The following is a 25,200-nucleotide window of genomic DNA, read 5'->3' as shown; positions in this document are numbered from 1 at the left end:
CGCTTGCAGGGCAGGCGGACAGGCGAAAGCGGTGATTTAGGCGTAGCCTGTAAGCAGGTTCCCGACAGGAGGTTGCTGATGTTTCACGCGATCCTCACCGCGTTGTTGATGGCTGGCCTGCCCATGGCCGAAGCTGCCAGCACGCCACCACGACTCACTACGCCAGTGCCTGGTGCACCGGGTACGCCCACGCCCACGCCATACCCGCAGATAACCCCGAGTACACCGCCCAAGGCCTACGACAGCCAGCCGGGGGCGCCCTTGTTGCCGCCAATGCCAGTGCCCGGGCCGCCCAAGGACCAGCCATTGCCGGGGGTGCGGCAAGACCCGCCGAAGCCGGCGGTGCAGGATGATTGAATACGGCGCGCCTGCACCGGCCGCTGTGGGAAGAACGCATGTGCGCAATGACAAGATCCACCGCGGTCCCTGTGGGAGCGGGTTCACCCGCGAACACGGGCGAAGCCCGTGCCAACCACCGCGGTGCCTTCTTCGCGGGTAAACCCGCTCCCACAGGGGCCGCGCGGGTGCTCGAATTTTATGCCACACCCAGCTCGCCAAACACGAACGCATATTCCAGCGCCACATCCTTCAACCCCTGGTACCGCCCGCTCATCCCGCCGTGCCCAGCCCCCATCTCGGTCTTGAGCAGCAGCAGGTTGTTGTCGGTCTTGCGCGTCCGCAAGCGCGCCACCCACTTGGCTGCTTCCCAGTACTGCACGCGGCTGTCGTTGTAGCCCGCTACCACCAGCATCGCCGGGTAGGCCTGCGCTTTTACATTTTCGTAGGGCGCATACGCCTTGATCCGCTCATACACCTCCGGCTCCTCCGGGTTGCCCCATTCGTCGTACTCGGTCACCGTCAGTGGCAGCTCGGGGTCGAGCATGGTGTTGAGCACGTCGACAAACGGCACTTCGGCAATCGCACAGCGGAACAGCTCGGGCCGCAGGTTCAGCACTGCGCCTATCAGCAGGCCGCCGGCGCTGCCGCCGCTGATGGCCAGCCGCTCGGCAGTAGTCACGCCCTCGGCAATCAGGTGCTCGGCGCAGGCGATGAAGTCGCTGAAGGTGTTGGGCTTGTGCTCCTGCTTGCCGGCGCGGTACCAGGCTTCGCCCAGCTCGCCGCCGCCGCGCACGTGGGCGATGGCAAAGGCCACGCCGCGTTCCAGCAGGCTCAGGCGGGCATGGGAGAACCACGGGTCGAGGCTTTCGCCATAGGCGCCGTAACCGTACAGGTACAGCGGCACGGTTTTGCCCAGGTCCTGGCGGCGACGCACCAGGCTGATCGGCACCTGGGTGCCGTCCGCGGCGGTTGCCCACAGGCGCTCGCTCACGTAGTCATCGGCATCGAACGCACCCAGCACCGGGGTTTCCTTGAGCACCGCCTGGGCGCCCGTGGCCAGCGCCAGCTGGCGCACCTGGGCTGGGCGGTTGAGCGCTTCGTAGCGCAGGCGTATGCGCGTACTGGCGAACTCCAGGCTGTCCTGCACGTACAGGCTGTAGGCAGCGTCGGGGAGTTCCACGCGGTAGGCCGGCAGGCCTTGCGGGCGAACTTCGATGATCGGCAGGCCGCCTTCGCGCAGGCTCAGGGTGAGGGCGCCGGCATTCAGGCTGAGGCCTTCGAGCATGATCGCATCGCGGTGTGCCACCAGCACCTGCCATTGTTCACGGCTGGGCACCGGTGTGACCGGGGCGTGGTACAGGGCGAAGTTGATACCGTCCTGGTTGGTGCGGATGAACCAGCGCCACTCGCCATCGAGCTGGCCATGGTCGGGGAAGTACTCATGGCCTTCGACACGCGGCGCCAGGCAGGTGAACGGCGCCTGTGGGGTTTCGGCGTCCAGTACCCAGGCCTCGCTGGTGGTCTTGCTGTTCAGCAGCAGCACCAGCTGGCACTCGGAACTGGTGCGGTAGCAGTGCAGGAAGAAGCGCCCGTCTGGTTCTTCGAACACCGTCGGCGCATCGTCGTTGCCCAGGGTGTGGCGGCGCAGGCGCCAAGGCCGGTGGGTGTCGTCCAGTTCGGCGAAGAACAGCGTCTGGCTGTCGTTGGCCCAGGTCAGGCTGCCGTCGCAGTCGTCGAAGGGCAGGGCGGTGATGCTGGCAGTGGCCAGGTCCTTGACGTACAGGGTGTAGATTTCATCGCCGCTGGTATCGAGGCTGTAGGCCAGCAGGCGGTGGTCGGGGCTGACGTTGAACGCCCCCAGCGACAGGAAGCCGCCATTGGCCAGGGCGTTGGGGTCGAGCAGCAGCTGCTCCTGGCTTTCATCGACGGTGTTCGAGTCGTCGGCCGGGCGCGGGCAGCGGTAGTGGCGTGGGTATTCGTCGCCTGCGGTGGTGCGGGTGTAATACAGGTAAGGGCCCCAGGGTGCCGGCAGCGACAGGTCGGTTTCCAGGATGCGGCCCTTGATCTCTTCGAACAATTGCTCGCGCAACGGCGCCTGGTCGGCCAGGCAGGCTTCCTGGTAGGCGTTTTCGGCTTGCAGGTAGGCGAGTACCTCGGGGGTGTCGCGCTGCTGCAGCCAGGCGTACGGGTCGGCGGCGTTGTCGGCGTGGGCGATGGGCGGCTGAGGCTTGTTGGGCATTGGTGATCTCTTGGCTAGGGACAGGCAAACACTGTCTGCGCCCGGAAAAGTGTTTATCATAGGCATCTCTTTGCCTGGCTTGCACGAACACCATGACCGAGAACGACTACACCTTCGCCTGGGGCCTGTACGCCGTGGCCGCCCTGGGCTGCCTGCTGGTGGCCTTCAAGGTCACCGGCTGGATGTGGCGCTGGCTGCGCGAACCGCTGCGGGTGGTGCTGGCAGTGCTGCTGCTGACCCCGACCGTGGTCGACCCGGTCAAGGACAGCTTCGCCCCCGCCATCGCCATCACCGCCCTGGATGTCGCCTTCAAGGTCGGTAACAACGCCTGGCGTGCGGTGTCCGACTTCGCCATGTACGGCATGATCGCCTTCGGCCTGTATTTCCTCTTCGTGCTGCTGCGCTGGCCGCTGGAAAAGCGCGCCCACGAGCGCCGTGCGCAAGCCGAGGCCGCCGCCAAGCGCCAGGCGGACGAGGATAACCAGGTCGGCGGGCAAGCGCCCTTGGCCGCTGAGCGCGGCGACCGTTACCGCGACGACCCACGCCCTGCCGCACCCCGCGGCAATGGCCGGGTCGAGCCCCGTCTGTAAACGGAGGAGACACGCCTGTGTGCGAACTGCTGGGCATGAGTGCCAACGTCCCCACCGACATCGTTTTCAGCTTCACCGGCCTGATGCAGCGCGGTGGCCGTACCGGCCCGCACCGTGATGGCTGGGGTATCGGTTTCTACGAAGGCCGTGGCCTGCGCCTGTTCCAGGACCCGGCCGCGAGCAGCGAGTCGGAAGTGGCCAACCTGGTGCAGCGCTACCCGATCAAGAGCGAAGTGGTAATTGGCCATATCCGCCAGGCCAACGTCGGCCGGGTGTGCCTGTCCAACACCCACCCGTTCATGCGGGAAATGTGGGGCCGCAACTGGTGCTTCGCGCACAACGGGCAATTGGGCGACTTCAAGGGCCTGGCCAGCTTCTACCGGCCGGTGGGCGACACCGACAGCGAAGCGGCTTTCTGCGACCTGCTCAACCGCATCCGCAGTGCCTTCCCCGAGCCGGTGCCGGTGGAACAGCTGCTACCGGTGCTGGTCGAAGCCTGTGCCGGCTACCGTGGCCTGGGCGTGTTCAACTGCATGCTCAGCGACGGCGACTGGCTGTTCTGCTTCTGCTCGACCAAGCTGGTGCACATTACCCGCCGTGCGCCGTTTGGCGCCGCGCGGTTGAAGGATGTCGACCTGATCGTCGATTTTCATACCGAAACCACCCCCAACGACGTGGTCACGGTGATTGCCACCGAGGCCTTGACCGAGAACGAGACCTGGCACCGCTACGAGCCGGGTCAATGGGCCCTGTGGCGGCACGGCGAGTGCGTGGCGCACGGCCAGAGCTAAGGACGCTGCATGTTCAGAAGTTACCTGCGGTTGCTGCTGTTCACCTTCGGCCTGCTGGCCGGTATCCAGGTCCCGGGGCTGGTCAAGGACTATAGCCAACGGGTGGAGGCGCACCTGTTCGAATCACGCGAGGCGCTTGATGGGTTCCGGCAAACGGCCGAGCGCTTCTTCAAGGGCGACTTGCAGGCGTTGCTGCAGCATTACCGCAGCAGTGACGACCCGGTGTTCAACAGTGATGCCAACAGCATCGAAAGCCTGATGATCCGCAACCAACTGCTGGAAAACGAATGGCAGGCGCTGCAAGGGCCTTGGGCCCAGCGTACCTGGCATGTGCTGGTGCAGGCCGACCCGCAGCTGCGCGAAGAAGCGCTCAATGGTTACAGCTACCAGATCCTGCTGGTGCCCGAGGCGATTGGCTGGGGTGTTGGCGCGGGGTTTGTGCTGGCCTTCGTGGTCGAAAGCCTGTTGCTGGGGCTTGGCTGGGTGATTCTGGGCGGGCGGCGCAGGGCGGTGAAAGAAAGCTGGCGCTAGGCTGCACGGCGCCTGTGGGAGCGGCCCTTTCGCGACACAAGGCCGCTCCCACAAAGACCGCGTTAGCCGGTCAGATGAGTACTATCCGCTGGCCACCCACATCCCGCGCATACCGCTCCAGCACCTGTCTGCACACCCCGACCACTTCATCGACCAACGCCACCCCTGTCTGCCACGCCACCACCAGCTCCAGGCTAGGCGGCGGTTGCAGCCCTTGAAGCAACATCAGCTCACCCCGGCCCAACTCGGCATCCACTAATGCCGGCGGCAGAGCGCCAATGCCAAAGCCGTCGCGCAAAAGCCGGGTAATCGCCGCCACCGAGTTCACGCAGTTCAACCGCGGCGCCTCTGCCCCCGCAGCCTGCAGCAGGCTAAGCACCTCTTGGTGCGGCCGTGAATTTTTCGAGAAGGTAATGATGCGCTCGCGCCCAAGCTCGGCCAGCGACGCATAGTCCCGGTGCTGGTGAGAGCCGGCAGCCACTACCCAGCCCATCGGGTAGCGCGCCAGGTCCAGGCTGCGGATCGATTGCTCGCGCAGCAGGTCGGTCTGCAAAATCACGTCGAGAAAGCCCTTCTGCAACTGCTCGCGCAGGTTCAACGCGGTGTCGGCCACCAGTTCGATTTCCATCTGCGGGTAACGCTCGGTCAACTCGGCCACCAGCGCGCTCATCCAGGTGTGGATCACCGTGTCCATCACCCCGATGCGAATGCGCCCGACTTTTGCCCGGTCGCTGTCCAGCGACTGCTTCATGGCCTTGGCGGTTTCCAGCATGCGTTCGGCGTACTCCAGTACCTTGCCGCCTTCCGGGGTCAGGCTCACCCCGCGCGAATCGCGCAGCAACAGCTTCACACCAAGGTCTGCCTCCAGCGCGGCAATGCGGCTGGACACGGAAGCTTGGGTGGTGAACAGCTTTTCTGCCGTCAGGCGGAAGCTTTTCAGCCGGGCGACCCAGACGAAGGTTTCGAGGAAGCGAAGGTTCATGATCAGTTTTTCTTGTTCCAGACCGGCGGTTTTTATCGTTGGACTCAGTTGTCGCGGCCTCTGAACAATGGCACCCAGGCCGCGACGCTTTATGTCGCCCATAAAACAATACCAACAAGCCGAGGCATCCATGAACCCCACCGGCGTGCAGCAGCAGGTCAGTTCCCCACCTTCGTCCGGGCCTTTCGCCTGGTACCGCGACATCGACAAACAGCAACGACGCACCTTCTGGAGCTGCAAGATCGGCTATGGCCTGGACGGCATGGACACGCAGATGCTCAGTTTTGTCATCCCCACGCTGATCATGCTGTGGGGCATCACCACCACCGAAGCCGGGTTGATCCATACCAGCACGCTGATCGCCTCGGCCGTGGGCGGCTGGATCGCCGGAATCCTTTCCGACCGCATCGGCCGGGTGCGCACCCTGCAATTGACGGTGCTGTGGTTCGCTTTCTTTACCTTCCTTTGCGGCTTTGCCCAGAACTACGAACAGTTGCTGATCGCCCGGACCCTTATGGGCTTTGGCTTCGGTGGTGAATGGACCGCTGGCGCGGTGCTGATCGGCGAGGTGATCCGTGCCCAGGACCGTGGCAAGGCGGTGGGCATGGTGCAGTCCGGCTGGGCCATCGGCTGGGGCCTCACGGCGATTCTCTACGCGCTGCTGTTCTCCTGGCTGCCGCCAGAACAGGCCTGGCGCGCGCTGTTCCTGCTGGGGCTGGTACCGGCGGTGTTCGTGATATTCGTGCGCCGCCTGGTCAAGGACCCGGAGGTGTACCGCGCGGCCAAGGCGGTGGAAAGCGCCGAGGCACCTTCGCACTTCTACGAAATCTTCGCCCCGGGCATGCTCTGGACCACCGTTCGGGCGTCGCTGCTGACCACTGGTGCACTGGGTGGCTACTACGCGATCACCTCGTGGCTGCCGACCTTCCTCAAGAACGAGCGCGGCCTGAGCGTGCTGGGTACCGGTGGCTACCTGGCCATGGTGATTGTCGGCTCGTACGTGGGCTATGTGGTCAGCGCGTACCTGTCCGATCTGCTGGGGCGCAAGAAGAACTTCATCCTGTTCGCCGTGGGTTCGTTCGTCATCGTGCTGCTGTACACGCAGTTGCCGGTCAGCGATGGCGTGATGCTGTGGCTGGGCTTCCCGCTGGGCTTCTTCGCCTCGGGCATCTTCAGCGGCATGGGGGCGTTTTTGACCGAACTGTTCCCTACGCGCATTCGTGGTTCGGGGCAGGGCTTCTGCTACAACATTGGCAAGGTCATTGCGGCGTTGTTCCCGTTGCTGATCGGCATGCTCGGCCAGAACGTGCCGCTGGGCGTAGGTATCGGGGTGTTCTCTGCAGTGTCCTACGGCATTGTGATCTTGGCGGCCCTGAGCCTGCCGGAAACACGCGGCAAACAGCTGCAGGCGCGGTAAGGTAAGCCTATGAACAACAACAAGGGAGACCCCGTGGTGGAACGCCTGCTACTCAATTGCGACATGGGCGAGAGTTTCGGCAGCTGGCGCATGGGCCTGGACGCCGAGGTAATGCCCTACATCGATTGCGCCAACATTGCCTGTGGCTACCACGCCGGCGACCCCGGCATCATGCGCCGCACCGTGGCCTTGGCGCTGGAGCATGGGGTAACCATCGGCGCGCACCCGGCCTACCCGGACCTGGTCGGCTTCGGCCGCCGCTCCATGGCCTGCAGCCCCGAGGAAATCCGCGACCTGCTGCACTACCAGATCGGTGCGCTGGACGGCATCTGCAAAGTGCTGGGTGGCCGCGTGGCTTATGTGAAGCCCCATGGCGCGCTGTACAACGACATGATGGCCGACCCGCTGAAGCTGCGTACCGTACTGGAAGCTGTGGCGGCCTACGACAGCAACCTGCCTCTGATGCTGATGGCCACCGCCGACAACCGCGTCGCCCAGGCCCTGGGCGATGAAATCGGTGTGCCGTTGTGGTTCGAGGCGTTCGCCGACCGCGCCTACACCGCCAGCGGCCACCTGGTGTCGCGCCGTTTGCCTGGCGCGGTGCATCACGACCCGGCGTTGGTGGTGGAGCAGGCGGTGCGCCTGGCCCGTGGCGATACGCTGGTGGCGGACGATGGCAGCGCCCTGCGCCTGCAGGCCAGCACCCTCTGCGTGCATGGCGACAACGACAGTTCGGTGGCGGCGGTGCGGCAGATACGCCAGGCTCTCGACGCCCTGGAGCCGCAATGAAAGCGCGTATCGAAGTGGTGGCCATCGACAGCCTGATGGTGCGCCTGTTCGACCGGATCGACGAGGCCAACATGCCGTGGATGCTCGCCGCCAGCCAGCGCCTGAGCGGCGTGTTCGGCGAGCACCTGCTGGACCTGGTGCCGTCCTACACCACGCTGATGGTGCAGTTCGACCTGCCACCGGGCGAGGCGAGGGCGCTGATCAACCAGGCGCTGGAGGGTTTGCAGCCAGACACCGGCAGCGGCGGCCGGCGCCACGAGATCCCGGTGTGGTACGACGCCAGCGTCGGCCCTGAACTGCCTGTGCTGGCGGCCCGCAGCGGGCTGAGTGAAGCCGAGGTTGTGCGCTTGCACAGCGAACGTGATTATCCCGTGTTCGCCTTGGGCTTCGCCCCCGGTTTCGGTTTCATGGGCCTGGTCGACGAACGCCTGGCCAGCCCACGCCTGAGCACCCCGCGCAAGCGGGTGGCGGCGGGTAGCGTGGGCATCGCCGAGCGCCAGACGGCGGCGTATCCGGCGGTATCGCCGGGTGGCTGGAACCTGATCGGGCGCACGCCGGTGCGCCTGTTCGACCGTGAGCGTGACGGCTACAGCCTGTTGCAACCCGGCGACCGGGTGCGTTTCGTGCCGGTTTCGCGCAGCGAGTTCCTGGCGATGGGCGGCGACGTGGAGGCCCAAGGATGAAGCAATTGAAGATCGAGGCCAGCACGCCGCTGTGCCAGTTGCAGGATGCTGGGCGCTTTGGCGTACGCCACCTGGGCGTGACCCAGGGCGGGGCGCTGGACTGGGTGGCGATGCGCTGGGCCAACTGGCTGCTGGGCAACCCGTTGGGGGCGCCGGTGGTCGAGGTGGCGCTGGGTGGCTTTTGCATGGTGGCCGAACAGGATTGCGTGCTGGCCCTGGCCGGTGCCGACCTGGATGCCCGAGTCGATGACCAGCCTGTCGCGCCCTGGCGCAGTTTTACCTTGGGCAAGGGCCAGCGCTTGACCCTGAAGCAGCCAAAGCAGGGTGTGCGGGCATACCTGGCGGCACCGGGCGGGTTCCTGGGCGAAGATGTACTGGGCAGTTGTGCCACGGTGGTACGTGAAGCACTGGGTGGCATCTGTGGCCAGGGTGCGGCGCTGGCCAAAGGCCAGGCGTTAGCGTTTACCGGTAGCGATGCAACCCTGCGCGAGGTGCCGCCAGCGCTGCGCCTGCAGTACGCAGAAAAGCCTGTCCTCGACCTGGTGATGGGCGCACAGATCGGTGATTTCAGCGGTACCAGCCTGTTCGAAGCCTTCAACCGGGAGTGGACGCTGGACAGCCGGGCTGACCGCATGGGCATCCGCCTGTTGGGGCCGCAGCTGGTTTACCAGGGGGCGCCGATGATTTCTGAAGGGATACCGCTGGGGGCGGTGCAGGTGCCGCCGGATGGGCAGCCGATTGTGTTGCTCAATGATCGGCAGACCATTGGCGGGTATCCGCGGCTGGGGGCGTTGACGCCGTTGGCGCTGGCGCAACTGGCGCAGTGCATGCCGGGGGCGGTGGCGCGGTTCAGGGCGGTGGTGCAGGATGAGGCCTGGCGGGAGCACCAGGTTTACCTGGGCCGTTGGTTGTAAGGCTGCTGGCCCTTTCGCGGGCTTGCCCGCTCCCACAGGTATTCCACAAAACTCAGGGTCTGTGGTGCACTTGTGGGAGCGGGCGAGCCCGCGAAAAGGCCGGCACCGGCAACATCACTTGGACAGGTAGCGCATCCCTTCTTCCAGCCCCTGCAAGGTCAGCGGGTACATCTTGTCCTCGATCAGGTCCCGCACCAGATGGGTCGATGCGGTGTAGTCCCAGGCCTGCTTGGGGTAAGGGTTGATCCAGATGATCTTCTTGAATTTTTCCATGAAGCGCTGCAGCCACACATACCCGGCCTCTTCGTTCCAGTGCTCCACGCTGCCGCCCGGCTGGGTGATTTCGTAGGGCGCCATGGCCGCATCGCCGACGAACACCACTTTGTAGTCGTCGCCATACTTGTGCAGCAGGTCGAAGGTGGAATAGCGCTCCGAGGTGCGGCGCAGGTTGTTCTTCCACACCGACTCGTACACGCAGTTGTGGAAGTAGTAGTACTCCAGGTGCTTGAACTCGGTCTTGCAGGCCGAGAACAGCTCTTCGCAAACCTTGATGTGGGCGTCCATCGAGCCGCCGATGTCGAACAGCAACAGCAGCTTTACCGTATTGCGCCGCTCGGGGCGCATCTGGATGTTCAGCAAGCCGGCGTCGCGTGCGGTATGGTCGATGGTGCCGTCGATATCCAGCTCTTCGGCGGCGCCTTCACGGGCGAACTTGCGCAGCCGGCGCAGGGCCAGCTTGATGTTGCGCGTGCCCAGTTCAACCTGGTCGTCGAGGTTCTTGTACTCGCGCTGGTCCCACACCTTTACCGCCTTGCCCTGGCGTTTGCCTGCCTCGCCCACGCGGATGCCTTCGGGGTTGAAACCACCCGAGCCGAACGGGCTGGTGCCGCCGGTGCCGACCCACTTGTTACCGCCGGCATGGCGTTCCTTTTGCTCCTCAAGGCGTTTCTTGAATTCCTCGATCAGCTTGTCCAGGCCACCCAGGGACTGGATCTGCGCACGCTCTTCATCCGTGAGCGAACGCTCGAACTCCTTGCGCAACCAGTCTTCGGGGATCAGCGCCTCGATGTGGCGGTCGAGGTTTTCCAGGCCTTTGAAGTAGGCAGCGAAGGCCCGGTCGAACTTGTCGAAATGGCGTTCGTCCTTCACCAGGATGGCGCGCGCGAGGTAGTAGAATTCGTCCATGTCGGCGAACACCACATGCTTTTGCAGGGCCTGGTGAAGGTCCAGCAACTCGCGTACCGACACCGGCACCTTGGCCGCGCGCATTTCATTGAACAGGTTGAGCAGCATGGCCCGGCTCCTGTCAGCGGTTGCCGCGCCGGCTCATGAAGGCCAGGCGCTCCAGCAACTGCACGTCTTGCTCGTTTTTTACCAGCGCGCCGGCCAGCGGCGGGATGGCCTTGGTCGGATCGCGCTCGCGCAGTACGGCTTCACCGATGTTGTCGGCCATCAGCAGCTTGAGCCAGTCGACCAGCTCGGAGGTGGACGGTTTTTTCTTCAGGCCCGGCACCTTGCGCACGTCGAAGAACACATCCAGGGCTTCGCTGACCAGCGACTGGCTGATGTTCGGGTAGTGCACGTCGACGATCTGCTGCAGCGTGGTGCGGTCGGGGAAGGCGATGTAGTGGAAGAAGCAGCGGCGCAGGAACGCGTCCGGCAGCTCTTTTTCGTTGTTGGAGGTAATAATGATGATCGGGCGCTGTCTGGCCTTGATGGTCTCGTCAATTTCGTAGACGTAGAACTCCATCTTGTCCAACTCTTGCAGCAGGTCGTTGGGGAACTCGATGTCGGCCTTGTCGATTTCGTCGATCAGCAGGATGACCCGCTCATCAGCCTCGAAAGCCTCCCACAGCTTGCCCTTTTTCAGGTAATTGCGCACATCGTGCACCTTGTCCACGCCCAGCTGCGAGTCACGCAGGCGGCTGACCGCGTCGTACTCGTACAGGCCCTGGTGGGCCTTGGTGGTGGACTTGATGTGCCAGGTGATCAGCCGCGCGCCGAACGAGGCCGCCAGCTGCTCGGCAAGCATGGTCTTGCCGGTGCCGGGCTCGCCCTTGACCAGCAGCGGGCGTTCGAGGGTGATGGCCGCGTTTACCGCCAGTTTCAGGTCGTCTGTGGCGACGTAGTCGCGGGTGCCTTCGAACTTCATGGGTCTGTCCTCTGCCGTATGCCTGTCAGGGCCTCTTCGCGGGCACGCCCGCGAAAGGCCCAACACCTGTTTTCGATTTGTTACCGACTATAACGCGGGGTTGAGCGGCTGGAAACGCAGACCGGGTATTCAGTCCCTGAATGCCCCGTCACGCCCACTCAGTCGGAATCCGGCGCCCCTCGCTCGTATCGGGCATTGAACGCCTGGATAAACCCGTTGCGCAGGATTTGCAAAAACGCCTCGAAGGCGCTGATATCCTGCTTGCGCACGCTGCCACTCAGCTCCACCCGGGTGGCAAACTGGTTTTTCGGCTGGTTTTTCAGCACCGTCTCGGTCGCCCCCACCACCGCTTCCCACACCGAGCGGAAGAAGCCCTTGTCCTTTTCCTCGACGTCCTGTTGCCAGTCGAACACATCGACATCACGCAGCAGCGGCTTTATGTAGCCGTTTAGCCGGCCGTTTTCCGCCTGCGCCTCGATGACCACGTCCCCGTGACCGGCATTGAAATCGAATTTGCCATAGGCGCTGGCGAAGTCGTTCAGTTTGCGTAGCTCGATGCCGGTGGCGCGCAGCCTGAATTCGAAGTCATCGAAATCACTGAACGGGTCGAACGTGGCACGGCTTTCTACCTTCGCATCGCCCGCGATCAGGGCAGTACCTTCGAAACTCGCATCGCGACGGCCTTTGGGGTCTCGAACATTGGTCAGGTTGCGGATGTTGGCGTTCAGCCGGGTGGCCTTGAGGTCGACCGGTGGCTTGGAGTTGAAGTTGCGGAACGTCAGCACGCCATTGTCGATGCGCACTTCGTTGAGCGTGATGGGCAGCAGTTTTTCCAGTTGCTGGCGCCAGTCGGTACCCCGGCCAGTCTGCGACGCTTGCTTGGTGCCACCGTCGACGAAGTTCAGCTCCGGGCGCACGAAGGTCACTTCGGCCACTACCGCTCTGTCGGACCACAGCGAATGCCAGCTCACCGAAAGGTCGATCAGCGGCGCGTCCAGAAACGGTACCGGTACCTTGCCGCTGGTCTTGACGATCTTCAGCCCGTTGATCTGGTATGCGCCGCGCCACCAGGCCAGGTCCACGTCGGCGATCTGGCCACGGTAATCGCCCATGTCGGCCAGTTTGTCGTTCAGGTAATCGCGCACCAGGTAGGGCAGGGCCAGGTGCAGGGCTACCAGCAGCACGATCAGGCTGCCCAGGCCGATCAGCGGCCAGCGGTAACGGGCTCTCATCAGGGCGTCTCCAAGGCGGGATGTGTGGTTGACCGCAACGCGCCCGGTCGAGTTCGAACAGGCTTTACGGGCCACCGGTCGGGGCTTACCCTTGGGGTCTTTCCCTGCTGTTTTTCATGCCAAGGACCCCTGCCATGAGCCGTATCTTTGCAGACAACGCCCACTCCATCGGCAACACACCGCTGGTGCAGATCAACCGCATCGCCCCGCGTGGCGTGACCATCCTGGCCAAGATCGAAGGGCGCAACCCGGGCTACTCGGTCAAATGCCGCATTGGCGCGAACATGGTCTGGGACGCAGAGAGCAGCGGCAAGCTCAAGCCGGGCATGACCATCGTCGAGCCTACCTCGGGCAACACCGGTATCGGCCTGGCCTTTGTTGCCGCCGCCCGTGGCTACAAGCTGATGCTGACCATGCCAGCCTCCATGAGCCTGGAGCGGCGCAAGGTGTTGAAGGCATTGGGCGCCGAACTGGTGCTGACCGAGCCGGCAAAAGGCATGAAGGGCGCCATCGAGAAGGCCAACGAAATCGTCGCCTCCGACCCGGCCCAGTATTTCCTGCCGGGCCAGTTCGAGAACCCGGCCAACCCGGCCATCCACGAAAAAACCACCGGCCCGGAAATCTGGAACGACACTGACGGCGCAGTCGACGTACTGGTGGCGGGCGTGGGCACCGGCGGCACCATCACCGGTGTGTCGCGCTACATCAAGCACACCCAGGGCAAGGCAATCCTGTCGGTGGCTGTCGAGCCCGTGTCATCGCCGCTGATCACCCAGACCCTGGCGGGCGAAGAGCTCAAGCCCAGCCCGCACAAGATCCAGGGCATTGGCGCCGGTTTTGTGCCGAAAAACCTCGACCTGTCGATTGTCGACCAAGTGGTGACGGTGACCGATGAAGAGTCCAAGGCCATGGCCATTCGCCTGATGCAGGAGGAGGGCATCCTTTGTGGTATTTCGTGTGGTGCGGCAATGGCCGCCGCGGTGCGCCTGGCCGAAAAACCCGATATGCAGGGTAAGACCATCGTCGTAATTTTGCCCGATTCGGGTGAGCGTTATCTGTCGAGCATGCTGTTCAGCGACATGTTCAGCGAGCAGGAAAACCAGCAGTAATCGGCCTCGCCGCTGATCCGGCGCAACGTTTGGCGGCGTGGTTTATTGCAAAATCTTCATGAATGCGATCCCGCCCGGGTTGTTTTTACCGCGGCGGGATCGGTTTATGATGGCAGGATGATTTTCAGGAGCCAGGCTGCGCAGCCCTGTCTCCTTTCCAAGGAGTGAAGCATGACCTTTTCCTTTGCAGCCAAGGCGGGTGTCCTGCTGGTGTTCTTCGGCAGCGTGCTGTTCGTGCACCTGCGCGGCAAGGCTCGCCTGCCGGTGTTGCGCCAGTTCGTCAACCATTCGGCGCTGTTCGCCCCCTACAACGCCCTGATGTACCTGTTTTCCGGCGTGCCGTCCAAACCCTACCTGGACCGCCAGCGCTTCCCTGAGCTGGACGTGCTGAAGGACAACTGGCAAGACATCCGCGAAGAGGCCATGCGCCTGTTCGATGAAGGCTACATTCGCGCCGCCGAAAAGGACAACGACGCCGGCTTCGGTTCGTTCTTCAAGAAAGGCTGGAAGCGTTTTTACCTGAAGTGGTACGACAAACCGCTGCCTTCGGCCGAAGCCCTGTGCCCGCGCACCGTCGAGCTGGTCAGCAGCATCCCCAACGTCAAGGGCGCGATGTTCGCCCTGTTGCCCGGCGGCAGCCACCTGAACCCGCACCGCGATCCGTTCGCAGGCTCGCTGCGCTATCACCTGGGCCTGTCCACGCCGAATTCCGATGCTTGCCGCATCTACGTCGATGGCGAGGAATACGCCTGGCGTGATGGCGAGGACGTGATGTTCGACGAAACCTACGTGCACTGGGTGAAGAACGAGACCGACGTTACCCGCGTTATCCTGTTCTGCGACATCGAGCGCCCGCTGAGCAGCCCGCTGATGACCCGCATCAACCGCCAGGTCAGTGCTTTCCTCGGCCGCGCCACCGCGCCGCAGAACACCGACGACGAGCGCGTGGGCGGCATCAACCAGGCGTATGCCTGGAGCAAGCGGTTCAGCAATAAAATCAGCACCCACGTGAAGCAGTTCAAGCGCGCCAACCCCAAGGCCTACCGCGTGCTGCGGCCGGTGCTGGCGGTAGTGGTGGCGTATCTGCTGTACCGCTGGTTATTCTGATTTTGTAGGCTGATCGGGCCTCTTCGCGGGACTTGTCCCGCGAAGAATCCCACGCTATATTCCAGTGCATTCACTTCCTCGAAGACCCTGTTCATGCCAGCCATCCCTTCCACTGCACGCTTTGCCCTCGCGCCAGTCGCGGGCATGGTTGTGCGTGGCAGTCAGCAGCCGGTCATGATCAGTCACTACCCACCACCTGTCAGTGGCGTCGTAGGCGGCGTAGCTCCGCCTCCTTGCGTGGTCGTGCTGGGCTGATCGGCTTCTTGCCGACCCGCTTCGCACACGCAACCTACTGAACACGGTCGGCTACTTCCCCTGCTGAAGTTCACGCCCACCGTTCGGCTTTTTGCCCGAATACAGGTGCATACATGTCTGTCTTTTCCAAAACTTCCGTGGCCTCGGCGGCCACTACCAGCCTGTTCGTCTTGCTGTGGAGCAGCGGTGCAATCGTCTCCAAGTTGGGCCTGGCGCATGCCAGCCCGTTCGCCTTCCTGCTGTTGCGTTCGACGCTGGCCTTGGCCGGCCTGTTGTTGATCGGCCCGCTGTTGGGGCTGCGCTGGCCGCGCACCCGTGGGGCGATTCTGCGTGCCTTGGGTACCGGGTGTGTGCTGCTTGGCGCCTATCAGATCTTCTACTTGCTGGCGCTCAACACCCATGTCACCCCTGGCGTCATGGCCACGGTCATGGGGGTACAACCGATCCTTACCGTGGTGCTGATGGAGCGCCAACGCTCCTGGAGCCGTTTGTTCGGGCTGGGTCTGGGGCTGGGCGGCTTGATCATGGTGGTGTACCAGGGCATCAACCTGGGCGGGGTGTCGCTGGCAGGCATGCTGTTTGCCCTGCTGGCGCTGGCCAGCATGACCCTGGGTTCGATCCTGCAAAAGCGCATCACCGACAACCCCATGGGCACGCTGCCGTTGCAGTACCTGGCCGGCTTTGCCATGTGCGCGCTGTTCGCACCGTTGCAACCGCTGCATGTCGAGTGGACCGGCGGCTTTGTCGGCGCGCTGCTGTGGATGGGCCTGGTGGTCTCTTTGTTGGCGACCTTGTTGCTGTACCGGCTGATCGCCAAGGGCAACCTGGTCAATGTCACCAGCCTGTTCTACCTGGTGCCGGCAGTCACTGCTGTGATGGACTTCCTGATCTTCGGCAACCGCCTGGCACCGCTCAGCCTGCTGGGCATGGGGTTGATCGTGGTGGGCCTGCTGTTCGTGTTTCGCAAGCCCGCCGCGCGCCTTGCCCAGGCGTAGGCCCTAGCGGAATTCTTCGGGGATGGTGTGGCGTAATACGCCTTCCTCGAAGTCCAGCAGGCCGGCTTCGCGCTGGGTGAGCAGGTAGTAGAGCAGTGTGTCGAGCGAACGTTGCGTCGGGACCTCGACAGCCAGCATCTTCACGGCCTGCTCGGTTTCGCAGTTGCAGCCGAAGTCCTGTAAGGCCGCACGTACCTGGTCCAGAGTTTCCGGGGGCTTTACCAGCACCCGGAACACCGAGCTGCCGTTGCTGCTGCACAGTGCATCGAACCAGGTTTCGCCGTCTTCTTCACGGGTGGCAATCACATCACCCGGGGCAATGCCGTAGACATGGAAGGGGATGTTGTCGACCGTATAGCCGCCTTCCACAGCCTTGGCCCACAGGCCCTCGACTGAGGCAGGTGGGTAGCCGTTTTCGTCCTGTTCCAGGCGGAACAAGACCTTCTTGTACACGCTGTTCATCGTCTGCCCCGCTTCAGTTGCGCGCCGGGCGCAGCACCAGCCACAGTGCCATGCCAATCAGCAAGCCGCCGTACAGGTGCCCCATGGACAGCGACTCGTCCAGTAGCCACGCCCCCCACAATACACCGAACACTGGGATCAGGAAGGTCACGGTGCTGGCCTTTACCGGTCCGATTTCTTCCAGCAGGCGGAAGTACAGGATGTAGGCGAACGCCGTGCACAACAGCCCCAGGCCCAGCAGCGACAGCCACACCTGCCAGCCGCCCCAGCTGGCGGGTGGCTGGCTCAGCGCGCTCCAGGCGAACAGTGGGCTTAGCAGCAAGGTGGCGCCGAGCATGCTGCCCAGCGCTGACAGGCGGCTGTCCAGGCCGCTGACCCAGCGGCGGGCAAGGAAGCCGGCAAAGCCGTAGCAGGTGGTGGCCGCCAGGCAGGCGAGGGCGCCTTGCACCAGGGCCATGTCCAGCGCCACTGGCCCGGCGCCGCTGAGGATGCCGACGCCAAACAGGCCAAGGAAGATGCCGCACATCTTGGGCAGGGTCATGGGCTCGCGGAAGAACAGCATGCCGATCAGCACGCCCATCAGTGGTGTGGTGGCGTTGAAGATCGCCGAGTAGCCGGCCGGCAATACCTGAGCGGCAACGGAATAGAAGGTGGCCGGGATACCGGAGTTGATCATGCCCAGCACCAGGCAGGCACCCAGCTTGCCCTGGAAGTCCCACCGCACGCGGGCGGCCGCGACGATGCCGATCAACCCCAGGCAGGCAATGGACACACGGAAGAATGCGGTCGGCACCGTGCCCAGCTCGGGGGCGATGATGCGCATGAACAAAAAGCTCGCCCCCCAGACGGCAGCAAGTGTCAGCAGGCGGGCTAGGGCGATGGGGCTCACGGCGGTCTCCGGGTACAGGGCAGGGCGCGAGTGTACGCCAGGGGGCGGGGGGATTCTTGCGCTTTCTTGCGGTGCAATCCTGTCCCGGCCCCTTCGCGGGTGAACCCGCTCCCACAGGTACACCACAAGCTTCAAGTGCCGTGCTTTACCTGTGGGAGCGGGTTTACCCGCGAAGAGGCCGGCACAGGCTCCACACCCTCGATAGTGCGACTAAGCTGTCTATCTCACCCCGCACCGAGGTGTCCTGCATGACCCAGCACTGGCCTGCCGGCGAGATCGCCCGGATGATCCTCGATGGCTTCGACGACTATCGCGAGCATTTCCGCCGCATCACCCTCGGCGCCCGCGAGCGCTTCGAGCAGGCGCGTTGGCAAGACAGCCAGCGGGCAGCCGCCGCTCGGATCAACCTTTACGAACAGAAGGTCGGCGAGGTCAACGGCTGGTTGCGTGATGCGTTCGATGACGAGGTGCTGCTGGAGGTCGAGCAGTGGCCTCTGGTGAAAAGTGCCTACATACGCCTGATCGACCCGCGCCTGGACGATGAATTGTCCGAGACCTGGTACAACTCGTTGTTCTGCAGCCTGTTCAGCCATGACCAGATCAGCGACGGCTGCATGTTCATCCACACCACCCGGCCGTCCATCCGCAGCCACCAGCGTGCCACACAAACCTGTACCTACCGCCCCGATGGCAATCTTCAGGGCCTGCTGCGGACCATTCTTTCCGACTACGCATTCGCCTATGGCGACCTTGAAAGCGACGTGTCGCGCCTTGAAGAGCAACTGCGCGAGTGCCTGCCGGATTGGGTTTGCAAAGACCCGACGCTGGCGGTGGAGCTGTTTTCGCCGGTGCTGTACCGCAACAAGGGTGCCTACCTGGTCGGCCGGCTGTACAACAGCGATGAGCAGTGGCCGCTGGTGATACCGCTGCTGCACCGCGAAGGGCATGGTATCGAGGCCGATGGCCTGATCACGGACGAGGCCGAGGTGTCGATCATCTTTTCCTTCACCCGCTCCTATTTCATGGTCGATGTGCCGGTGCCGGCAGAGTTCGTCAACTTCCTCAAACGCATTTTGCCGGGCAAGCACATTGCCGAGCTGTACACTTCCATCGGTTTCTACAAACACGGCAAGTCGGAGTTCTACCGGGCGCTGATCAACCACCTGGCCGGCAGCGAAGACCGCTTTGTCATGGCGCCTGGGGTGCGCGGTATGGTCATGAGCGTGTTCACCCTGCCGGGCTTCAACACCGTGTTCAAGATCATCAAGGACCGCTTCTCGCCATCGAAAACCGTCGACCGCGCGACGGTGATCGACAAGTACCGGCTGGTGAAAAGCGTCGACCGCGTGGGGCGCCTGGCCGATACCCAGGAGTTTGCCGATTTTCGCTTCCCACAGGGCAAGTTCGCGCCGGAGTGCCTGGCCGAACTGCTGGAGGTGGCGCCGTCGACGGTAATACTGGAGGGTGACACGGTACTGATCCGTCACTGCTGGACCGAGCGGCGCATGACGCCATTGAACCTGTACCTGGAGCATGCCAGCGAAGGCCAGGTGCTGGAGGCGCTGGAGGATTACGGCCTGGCCATCAAGCAGCTGGCGGCGGCAAACATTTTCCCCGGCGACATGTTGCTGAAGAACTTTGGCGTTACCCGCCATGGCCGGGTGGTGTTTTACGACTACGACGAGATCAGCTTCCTGACCGAGGTAAACTTCCGCCATATCCCGCCACCGCGTTACCCGGAGGACGAGATGTCGGGCGAGCCGTGGTATTCGATCGGGCCGCATGACGTGTTCCCCGAAGAGTTTCCGCCGTTCCTGTTTGCCGATATTGGCCAGCGACGGTTGTTCAGCCGCTTGCATGGGGAGTTGTATGACGCGGATTACTGGAAGGGGCTGCAGGCGGCAATTCGCGAGGGGAAGGTGATTGATGTGTTTCCCTACCGGCGCAAGGCCCGGTAATCGTGCTTTACCAGGCCCGGCCTCTTCGCGGGTGAACCCGCTCCCACAGGAACAGCACAGGATTCGACACCAGCGGGGTCATTGTGGGAGCGGGTTTACCCGCGAAGAGGCCGGACCTGGTGTTCGCAATTACCCCTTCAAACACTTCAACTCACTGAAGTCCGTGCGCACCTTGCCCAGCTTTTCTTGCAAGAACCGTCGCTGCTGCGGCGTACTCTGCTGCACCAGGTCCACCAGCAAACTGCGCGCCTGTTGTTCGGTATTTTGAAATGCTGAGCGGTATTCAGGCGTCCACAAGCTTTCCTTGCGTTGCAGCAGCGTCGCCAGGCGTGGCTCGAAGCTGGCGTCGTTGCGCTGGTTCATCGCCAGCAACAATTGCTGCTGCCAGTGGGCGCGGTTGGCGATCCATTCGCGGTTCTGGTCGCCCAGTGCTGCGGACCAGGCCTGCACCCGCTGCTTCTGTGCTGCGGTCAACTCGCCAAACCACGGAGTCAGGCGTTTCTCCATACGTTCGCTACGCCGGGCGACCTGCTTGGGCAGCGGGGTATCCACGTATTTTTTCTGCCGTTCGCTGATGTCCTCGCGGAACGCCTCGCGCATTTCTGCCACCTGGCTGTCGCTCATGCCGCGCAACAGTTCGGTGGCCGACGGGGTGATCTCCTCTGCCACCCGGCCAATCGCCTCACGGGCCTCGCGGGTACGTTGCTGCAGAGCCTGGTCGGTCACCTGGCCATCGGCGACCATGCCGCGTACCCGGTCCAGCCAGTCGATGTAGCCGGGCAGCTGGGTCTTGCAATGCCAGGCCAGGTGTTCGCGCAAGCGGTCGTCGAGCAAGGCCTTCTGCTCGCTGTTCATGTCCAGGTAATCACCCAGCGACCACGGCACCAGGCGGTCCAGGTTGCGGTAGGCCAGGTCGATACGGCTGCAGGCGGCCAGGGCCAGGGCGAAGCCGAGGGTGATAAGCAGGGTTTTGGACAGGCGTGCAGGCATGTGCTGTTCCTTGCAGTGGCGGCCAATCGGTAGAGGTAAGGTTAGCCGCAGGGTTCCATTGCATCGCAGCAATGGCGATTCCCTTCCATTGGCAATCACACTATTATTGCGACTAATTCTTATCCGCATCGTTACAAGGATGATTGCGTGTACAAGGTCCCGCCTGCACCGCACGATGACATGCACTGCCTGTACCGCGACCACAGCGGCTGGCTGCAAGGCTGGCTGCGCCGGCGCCTGGGCGACCGGGAGCGGGCGGCGGACTTGACCCAGGACACCTTCGTGCGGCTGATCGCCAGCACGGTGGCCCACCCGTTGCGTGAGCCACGCAATTTTCTGGCGACGGTGGCCAAGCGGGTGATGGTCGACCATTTGCGCAGGCGCTCGCTTGAGCAGGCCTACCTGGAGGCGTTGGCACTGGAGCCGGAGTTGCTGGAGGTGTCTGCCGAGCAACGGGTGATCCTGCTGGAAACCTTGTTGCAGCTCGATGCCATGCTGGACGGCCTGAACCACAAGGTGCGCCAGGCGCTGTTTCTGTCGCACCTCGAAGGCTTGAGCTATGCCGAAATCGGCGAGCGCCTGGGGGTGTCTGTAAGTTCGGTGACCAAATACATCGCCAAGGCCACCGAACAGTGCCTGCTGTTCGCGCTGGATGCCGAGCTGTGAGCCCGGCGCAGCAACGCCAGGCGCTGCGCGATGCGGCGCAGTGGCATGCCCGCTTGAGTGCCGGGGCGGACTACCCGGCGCTGTATCAGCGTTGGCAGGCGTGGCACCAGGGCGACCCTGTTCATCAGTGGGCCTGGCAGCGGCTGGAGGCCTTTCACGCCGAGCTGTGCAGCGTGCCGGCGACCGTGGCGCAGCGCACGTTGGTGGTGGAACAACCACTGGCAGGCAGGCGTACCGTGCTCAAGGGCCTGGTGCTGGGCCTTGGTGTGTCGGGCCTGGCCTGGACTGGCTACCGGCAGACGCCGCTGTGGCTGGCCGATGTGCGCACGGCCACGGGCGAGCGGCGGCAGCTGCGCCTGGAAGATGGCACCCAGCTCACCCTGAACACGGCCAGTGCCGTGGACATCCGCTACGACCACCACCAGCGCCTGATCATCCTGCGCGCCGGGGAAATCATGGTGACCACAGCCAAGGATGCACGACCTCTCAGTGTGCGCAGCCAGCAGGGCGAGATGCGCGCGTTGGGTACGCGTTTTGTCGTGCGCCAACTGGACGGGCAGACCGAACTGGATGTGCTGGAACACGCTGTTGCCGTGCGCAACCGGGCAGATGCCGAGCCGTTGCGGGTAGAGGCGGGCATGAGCTTGCGCTTCGGGGCTGGGCCATTGCCCGAACCACAGGCGCTCGACCCCAACAGGGACGAGTGGGTGAATGGCCGGCTGGTAATAGACAACTGGCCGCTCGGCCGGGTGCTGGACGAATTGCAGCGTTATCGCCCGGGCTTTATCGAGTGTGCCAGGGAGGTTGCGTACCTGCGCCTTTCCGGGGCCTTCCCGCTGGACGATACGGCGCGGGCGCTGGAGGCGATTGCACAGGCGCTGCCGGTGCGGATCGAGACACGTACCCGGTTCTGGGTGCGGGTGCGGCCTTTAGCCTGAACCTGGGATTGGGGCTGCTGCGCAGCCCTTCGCGGGCGCGCCCGCTCCCACTGGGGGCAAGGCTGTTGCAGTAAATGTGGGAGCGGGCATGCCCGCGAAGGGTCGCAAAGCGACCCCATAGTGCAGGAAACAGTTTTTTAAAATATTTCTCGTTTGCATTGTCGGTTTTCCGGGTTCACACGACCCCTCCTGCAAACCGCCACCACTGGCCTTTGAAGGAGCCCCCCATGCCCCCCCGTGTTACCCGCCACAGCTACGTGATCTGGTCTATGGCGTGGTTGAGGCAGACCTGAGCGACACTACGGTTGGCCGCTTCAGCATTGATCGCCAGAAGTATCGGGCCGATGGGGGACCGGGCGTTCCCATGCTGTTCAGTAACGGACAGCCTACTGATTTTTCTCGCTCAAAAAGCTCTGGCGCACGCTGGATGTACGACGAAATAGAGACCACCAATTACACGTTCGGTCTTGAGCAAGAACTGGCCAATGACTGGCAGTTCAAGATCGCTGCCAACTACATGGATGTGGACCGCGATACCGATTCCGCCTATTTGCGTACGACAACAAACGTTGCCTATATCAACCAGGCAACCGGTGCTGTACCGATCATCCCGGCCAGGGCCAAGGCCACTCAGACCCAGAAAGGTGTCGACGTGACGCTTCAAGGTCCATTTGAGCTGCTGGGGCAGCGCCATGAATTGATCATGGGTTACAACTTCCAGGATTACGAAAACCAGCACGACGAATCCGATGCGCCTTCTACAACAATTGACTATTACAACTGGAATAACCAGATGTCGAGGCCTGCTGACAACAGCTACGTGCCTTTTCTGGATTACAACGTCGCTAGCCGGCAGAGCGGGTACTACCTCGCAGGCAGATTCAACGTTACTGAAGACTTGCACTTAATTCTCGGAGCTCGTGTTTCCAAGTACAACTACGATTATTCGCTCAACGTGCTGACAAGTACCACTCGGACGCCACCAACCAAGATACGCGAAAATGGCGTTGTCACCCCTTATGCTGGCATCGTCTACGACCTCACGGATGAGCAGTCTGTCTATGCCAGTTACACCGACATCTTCAAGCCGCAGTCTTCGGAAGATGTTTCCGGGCAGACCCTCGAACCTGTAGTTGGCAAAAACTACGAGCTGGGCTGGAAAGGTGAGTTTTATGGCGGGCGCTTGAATGCCAATGCGGCGGTGTACTTCATTCAGCGCGATAATTTCGCAGTCGTAGATGGCACCAACGAGACACCTAATCATACTCAAGCCTATCGGGCCATTGATGGTGCGGAAACCAAGGGCATTGACCTTGAATTGGCTGGTGAAGTACTACCGGGTTGGAACATCCAGACAGGCTACAGCCATTCACGCACAGAAGATTCCGATGGCAATCGTCAGAATACTCAGCTCCCCATGTACACCTTCCGTTTGTGGACAACTTACCGCCTGCAGGGTGACTGGAACAAACTGACCATTGGCGGTGGCGCAAGCTGGAATTCGAGTTCGTCGCTGTCGTATGTGCGCTTGAACACGCGGGTGACGCAAGATGACTATACGGTTGCCAGCCTGATGGCCCGCTATCAGATCAATGACAACTTGTCGGCCACGCTCAACGTGAACAACCTGTTCGATGAGAAGTACTACGCAGGCATGGCCGGTAGCTACGCCCACTACGGTGCCCCGCGTAACACCATGCTGAACCTGCGCTACGATTTCTGATCCATCGCCCCGAAAGCTCAAGCACAAAGGGGCAACCGTCCGGAAGCTTTGACACCACCCCGTGTCTGTCTGGAAAATAGCCCCCTTGTCTTGAGGATCATCAGAAATGGCTCTGCTTGGGCGTTACAACAGTTTGCAAATCGTGAAGCACGTGGACTTCGGCCTGTACCTGGACGGCGGCGCCGATGGCGAGATCCTGCTGCCGGGGCGCTACATCCCGAAAAACGCCGAAACCGAGGTGGATGACTGGCTGAACGTATTCATCTACCTGGACAGCGAAGATCAGCTGATCGCCACCACCGAAAAGCCCAAGGTGCAGGTGGGTGAGTTTGCCAGCCTCAAGGTCAAGGACATCAACGGTGCCGGCATCTTCCTGGACTGGGGCCTGCCCAAGGACCTGCTGATGCCGTACTCGGAAGAGGCACGGCAGCTGAAGATCGGCGATTACTGCGTGGTGCACGTCTACCTCGACAAGCGCACCCGCCGCATCACCGCCACGTCACGCCTGGACCGTTACCTCGACGTCACCCCGGCCGACTACAAAGTCGGGCAACCGGTCGAGTTGCTGGTGGCCGGCGAAACGCCGATGGGCTTCAAGGCCATCATCAACAACCGTCACTGGGGCCTGATCCACAAGAACGAGGTGTTCAAGTTCCTGCGTTCGGGCATGCATGAGAAGGGCTTCATCAAGGAAGTGCGCCACGACGGCAAGATCGCCCTGAGCCTGCAACCGGTAGGTGCGGCCCTGGCCGACAGCCTGCAAGAGCAGATCATGGCGCGCCTGGAGGCTGAAGGTGGGGTGTTGGGCGTGTGCGACAAGAGCGACCCGGCCCTGATCAGCAAGCTGTTCAACGTCAGCAAGGGCAACTTCAAGAAGGCCATCGGCGCGTTGTTCAAGCAGGGCCTGATCGTCATCCATGACGATCGTATCGAAAAGGCCTGACGGCCTTACGGCTGTACGAAGTTGCGGAAGTCCAGCTGCTCGCCACCCGGACGGGTGTCGCGCAGCAGCGAGTCGCGGTCGGCGCTGAGGGCCAGGCTGATGGTGGAGCGCCGCTTGCCGGGCTTGCGCACTTCCATCTGCTCCAGGTGAGCCTTGAGGAAGTTGGTGGGCACTTTCAGGTGCTGCAGCTCATCGCTCTCTGGCGTGTGCAGCAGCAGGTTGACCCAGTCGGCCTGGCCCTTGCCCAGCAGCTTCACGGGCACTTCGAACCACCACAGGTTGCGTTTGTTGTCCAGGATGGCGAACAGGGTGTTGCTGCTGTTCAGCACCGGCTTGGCCAATGCTTCGTTGCGCCGGGCGATGGCGGCGGGTTTGTCGAGTTTCATGCAGGTTCCTGCGGGTTGACGCTATGAAGGCCTGCATTGTGAGGGGTGGCACGGGGCGGGGCAAGGTTTGATGAAGACCTTTGCGTTGGGGCTGACGCGGTCAGTGTAGGAGCGGCCTTG

Annotated in this window: 25 protein-coding genes; 16 read left to right on the top strand and 9 right to left on the bottom strand. The window is 62.9% G+C overall.

Annotated elements, in window-relative coordinates; genetic code table 11:
- The first annotated feature begins 78 nt into the window (after positions 1 to 78).
- Positions 79 to 357 carry a hypothetical protein gene (locus E8E78_RS27690; protein WP_049276925.1) on the top strand — a complete coding sequence of 93 codons (279 nt, stop codon included), beginning with the start codon at positions 79 to 81 and terminating at the stop codon, positions 355 to 357.
- A 178-nt stretch (positions 358 to 535) separates the two neighbouring features.
- Here the strand turns inward: E8E78_RS27690 and E8E78_RS27685 are convergent, their stop codons facing one another.
- Positions 536 to 2,578, bottom strand: coding sequence for a S9 family peptidase (locus E8E78_RS27685; protein ID WP_049276927.1), 2,043 nt, complete (start codon positions 2,576 to 2,578; stop codon positions 536 to 538).
- A 92-nt stretch (positions 2,579 to 2,670) separates the two neighbouring features.
- Here E8E78_RS27685 and E8E78_RS27680 point away from each other — a divergent pair, with 92 nt between their 5' ends.
- The 3 genes from E8E78_RS27680 to E8E78_RS27670 are packed head-to-tail and all read left to right on the top strand — an operon-like array spanning position 2,671 to position 4,490.
- Entirely contained in the window at positions 2,671 to 3,168 is a 498-nt protein-coding gene (locus tag E8E78_RS27680; RefSeq protein ID WP_049276929.1) for a hypothetical protein, read from the top strand.
- A 17-nt stretch (positions 3,169 to 3,185) separates the two neighbouring features.
- On the top strand, positions 3,186 to 3,959 hold the full coding sequence (locus E8E78_RS27675) for a class II glutamine amidotransferase (protein ID WP_016498384.1): 774 nt from the start codon (positions 3,186 to 3,188) through the stop codon (positions 3,957 to 3,959).
- Between the two features lie 9 nt (positions 3,960 to 3,968).
- Positions 3,969 to 4,490: a DUF2937 family protein gene (locus tag E8E78_RS27670; protein WP_280314507.1), complete on the top strand. Its 522-nt coding sequence runs from the start codon at positions 3,969 to 3,971 to the stop codon at positions 4,488 to 4,490.
- 70 nt (positions 4,491 to 4,560) lie between these two features.
- Here the strand turns inward: E8E78_RS27670 and E8E78_RS27665 are convergent, their stop codons facing one another.
- Positions 4,561 to 5,472: a LysR family transcriptional regulator gene (locus E8E78_RS27665; RefSeq protein WP_049276932.1), complete on the bottom strand. Its 912-nt coding sequence runs from the start codon at positions 5,470 to 5,472 to the stop codon at positions 4,561 to 4,563.
- Positions 5,473 to 5,602: 130 nt separating this feature from the next.
- On the opposite strand from E8E78_RS27665, the gene E8E78_RS27660 reads away from it, so the two are divergent.
- Genes E8E78_RS27660 through E8E78_RS27645 form a run of 4 tightly spaced genes read left to right on the top strand, consistent with a single transcriptional unit; the run spans position 5,603 to position 9,275 of the window.
- Positions 5,603 to 6,889, top strand: a complete 1,287-nt coding sequence (locus E8E78_RS27660; protein ID WP_049276934.1) for an MFS transporter — start codon at positions 5,603 to 5,605, stop codon at positions 6,887 to 6,889.
- 9 nt (positions 6,890 to 6,898) lie between these two features.
- On the top strand, positions 6,899 to 7,678 hold the full coding sequence (locus E8E78_RS27655) for a 5-oxoprolinase subunit PxpA (protein ID WP_049276936.1): 780 nt from the start codon (positions 6,899 to 6,901) through the stop codon (positions 7,676 to 7,678).
- Positions 7,675 to 8,361: a 5-oxoprolinase subunit PxpB gene (gene pxpB, locus E8E78_RS27650; protein ID WP_049276939.1), complete on the top strand. Its 687-nt coding sequence runs from the start codon at positions 7,675 to 7,677 to the stop codon at positions 8,359 to 8,361. Before E8E78_RS27655 ends, pxpB begins: the two co-directional genes overlap by 4 nt.
- Positions 8,358 to 9,275 carry a biotin-dependent carboxyltransferase family protein gene (locus tag E8E78_RS27645; RefSeq protein WP_049276941.1) on the top strand — a complete coding sequence of 306 codons (918 nt, stop codon included), beginning with the start codon at positions 8,358 to 8,360 and terminating at the stop codon, positions 9,273 to 9,275. Before pxpB ends, E8E78_RS27645 begins: the two co-directional genes overlap by 4 nt.
- Positions 9,276 to 9,389: 114 nt before the next feature.
- Here the strand turns inward: E8E78_RS27645 and E8E78_RS27640 are convergent, their stop codons facing one another.
- From E8E78_RS27640 to E8E78_RS27630, 3 genes are all read right to left on the bottom strand, one after another.
- Positions 9,390 to 10,568, bottom strand: a complete 1,179-nt coding sequence (locus E8E78_RS27640) for a VWA domain-containing protein (RefSeq protein ID WP_049277437.1) — start codon at positions 10,566 to 10,568, stop codon at positions 9,390 to 9,392.
- Positions 10,569 to 10,581: 13 nt separating this feature from the next.
- The gene (locus E8E78_RS27635) at positions 10,582 to 11,427 is read right to left on the bottom strand and encodes a MoxR family ATPase (protein ID WP_016488585.1); all 846 of its coding nucleotides are present in this window, start codon (positions 11,425 to 11,427) and stop codon (positions 10,582 to 10,584) included.
- A 158-nt stretch (positions 11,428 to 11,585) separates the two neighbouring features.
- On the bottom strand, positions 11,586 to 12,659 hold the full coding sequence (locus E8E78_RS27630; protein ID WP_016498391.1) for a DUF748 domain-containing protein: 1,074 nt from the start codon (positions 12,657 to 12,659) through the stop codon (positions 11,586 to 11,588).
- Between the two features lie 134 nt (positions 12,660 to 12,793).
- On the opposite strand from E8E78_RS27630, the gene cysK reads away from it, so the two are divergent.
- The 3 genes from cysK (at position 12,794) to E8E78_RS27615 (ending at position 16,125) form a co-directional block, all read left to right on the top strand.
- Positions 12,794 to 13,768 carry a cysteine synthase A gene (gene cysK, locus E8E78_RS27625; protein WP_049276566.1) on the top strand — a complete coding sequence of 325 codons (975 nt, stop codon included), beginning with the start codon at positions 12,794 to 12,796 and terminating at the stop codon, positions 13,766 to 13,768.
- A 171-nt stretch (positions 13,769 to 13,939) separates the two neighbouring features.
- Positions 13,940 to 14,875 (top strand): aspartyl/asparaginyl beta-hydroxylase domain-containing protein, encoded by a 936-nt coding sequence (locus E8E78_RS27620; protein ID WP_049276567.1) that lies wholly within the window; start codon positions 13,940 to 13,942, stop codon positions 14,873 to 14,875.
- 368 nt (positions 14,876 to 15,243) lie between these two features.
- Complete coding sequence (locus tag E8E78_RS27615; protein ID WP_049276568.1) at positions 15,244 to 16,125, top strand: DMT family transporter; 882 nt, start codon at positions 15,244 to 15,246, stop codon at positions 16,123 to 16,125.
- A gap of 3 nt (positions 16,126 to 16,128) precedes the next feature.
- Here E8E78_RS27615 and E8E78_RS27610 read toward each other — a convergent pair whose 3' ends face one another.
- Positions 16,129 to 16,587: a DUF4265 domain-containing protein gene (locus tag E8E78_RS27610; RefSeq protein ID WP_049276569.1), complete on the bottom strand. Its 459-nt coding sequence runs from the start codon at positions 16,585 to 16,587 to the stop codon at positions 16,129 to 16,131.
- A gap of 13 nt (positions 16,588 to 16,600) precedes the next feature.
- Entirely contained in the window at positions 16,601 to 17,476 is an 876-nt protein-coding gene (locus tag E8E78_RS27605) for a DMT family transporter (protein ID WP_016498407.1), read from the bottom strand.
- Positions 17,477 to 17,724: 248 nt separating this feature from the next.
- Here E8E78_RS27605 and aceK point away from each other — a divergent pair, with 248 nt between their 5' ends.
- Positions 17,725 to 19,434: a bifunctional isocitrate dehydrogenase kinase/phosphatase gene (aceK, locus tag E8E78_RS27600; protein ID WP_059394739.1), complete on the top strand. Its 1,710-nt coding sequence runs from the start codon at positions 17,725 to 17,727 to the stop codon at positions 19,432 to 19,434.
- 129 nt (positions 19,435 to 19,563) lie between these two features.
- On the opposite strand, the gene E8E78_RS27595 is transcribed toward aceK, so the two are convergent.
- Positions 19,564 to 20,424, bottom strand: a complete 861-nt coding sequence (locus E8E78_RS27595; RefSeq protein ID WP_049276571.1) for a DUF6279 family lipoprotein — start codon at positions 20,422 to 20,424, stop codon at positions 19,564 to 19,566.
- Between the two features lie 147 nt (positions 20,425 to 20,571).
- On the opposite strand from E8E78_RS27595, the gene E8E78_RS27590 reads away from it, so the two are divergent.
- The 4 genes from E8E78_RS27590 (at position 20,572) to E8E78_RS27575 (ending at position 24,694) form a co-directional block, all read left to right on the top strand.
- Positions 20,572 to 21,090, top strand: coding sequence for a sigma-70 family RNA polymerase sigma factor (locus E8E78_RS27590; protein ID WP_114942483.1), 519 nt, complete (start codon positions 20,572 to 20,574; stop codon positions 21,088 to 21,090).
- Positions 21,087 to 22,028 carry a FecR domain-containing protein gene (locus tag E8E78_RS27585; protein WP_049276572.1) on the top strand — a complete coding sequence of 314 codons (942 nt, stop codon included), beginning with the start codon at positions 21,087 to 21,089 and terminating at the stop codon, positions 22,026 to 22,028. Before E8E78_RS27590 ends, E8E78_RS27585 begins: the two co-directional genes overlap by 4 nt.
- A 274-nt stretch (positions 22,029 to 22,302) precedes the next feature.
- Entirely contained in the window at positions 22,303 to 23,751 is a 1,449-nt protein-coding gene (locus E8E78_RS27580) for a TonB-dependent receptor (RefSeq protein ID WP_280314488.1), read from the top strand.
- 106 nt (positions 23,752 to 23,857) lie between these two features.
- Positions 23,858 to 24,694: a S1-like domain-containing RNA-binding protein gene (locus E8E78_RS27575; RefSeq protein WP_016498413.1), complete on the top strand. Its 837-nt coding sequence runs from the start codon at positions 23,858 to 23,860 to the stop codon at positions 24,692 to 24,694.
- Positions 24,695 to 24,699: 5 nt separating this feature from the next.
- Here E8E78_RS27575 and E8E78_RS27570 read toward each other — a convergent pair whose 3' ends face one another.
- Positions 24,700 to 25,080: a hypothetical protein gene (locus tag E8E78_RS27570; protein ID WP_016498414.1), complete on the bottom strand. Its 381-nt coding sequence runs from the start codon at positions 25,078 to 25,080 to the stop codon at positions 24,700 to 24,702.
- Between the last annotated feature and the right edge of the window lie 120 nt (positions 25,081 to 25,200).

The sequence above is a fragment of the Pseudomonas sp. BN505 genome, from assembly GCF_029873175.1.
GTDB classification, from domain to species: Bacteria; Pseudomonadota; Gammaproteobacteria; order Pseudomonadales; family Pseudomonadaceae; genus Aquipseudomonas; species Aquipseudomonas putida.
Note: the sequence above shows the minus strand (reverse complement) of the source record. Positions and strands in the feature narration are given on the sequence as shown.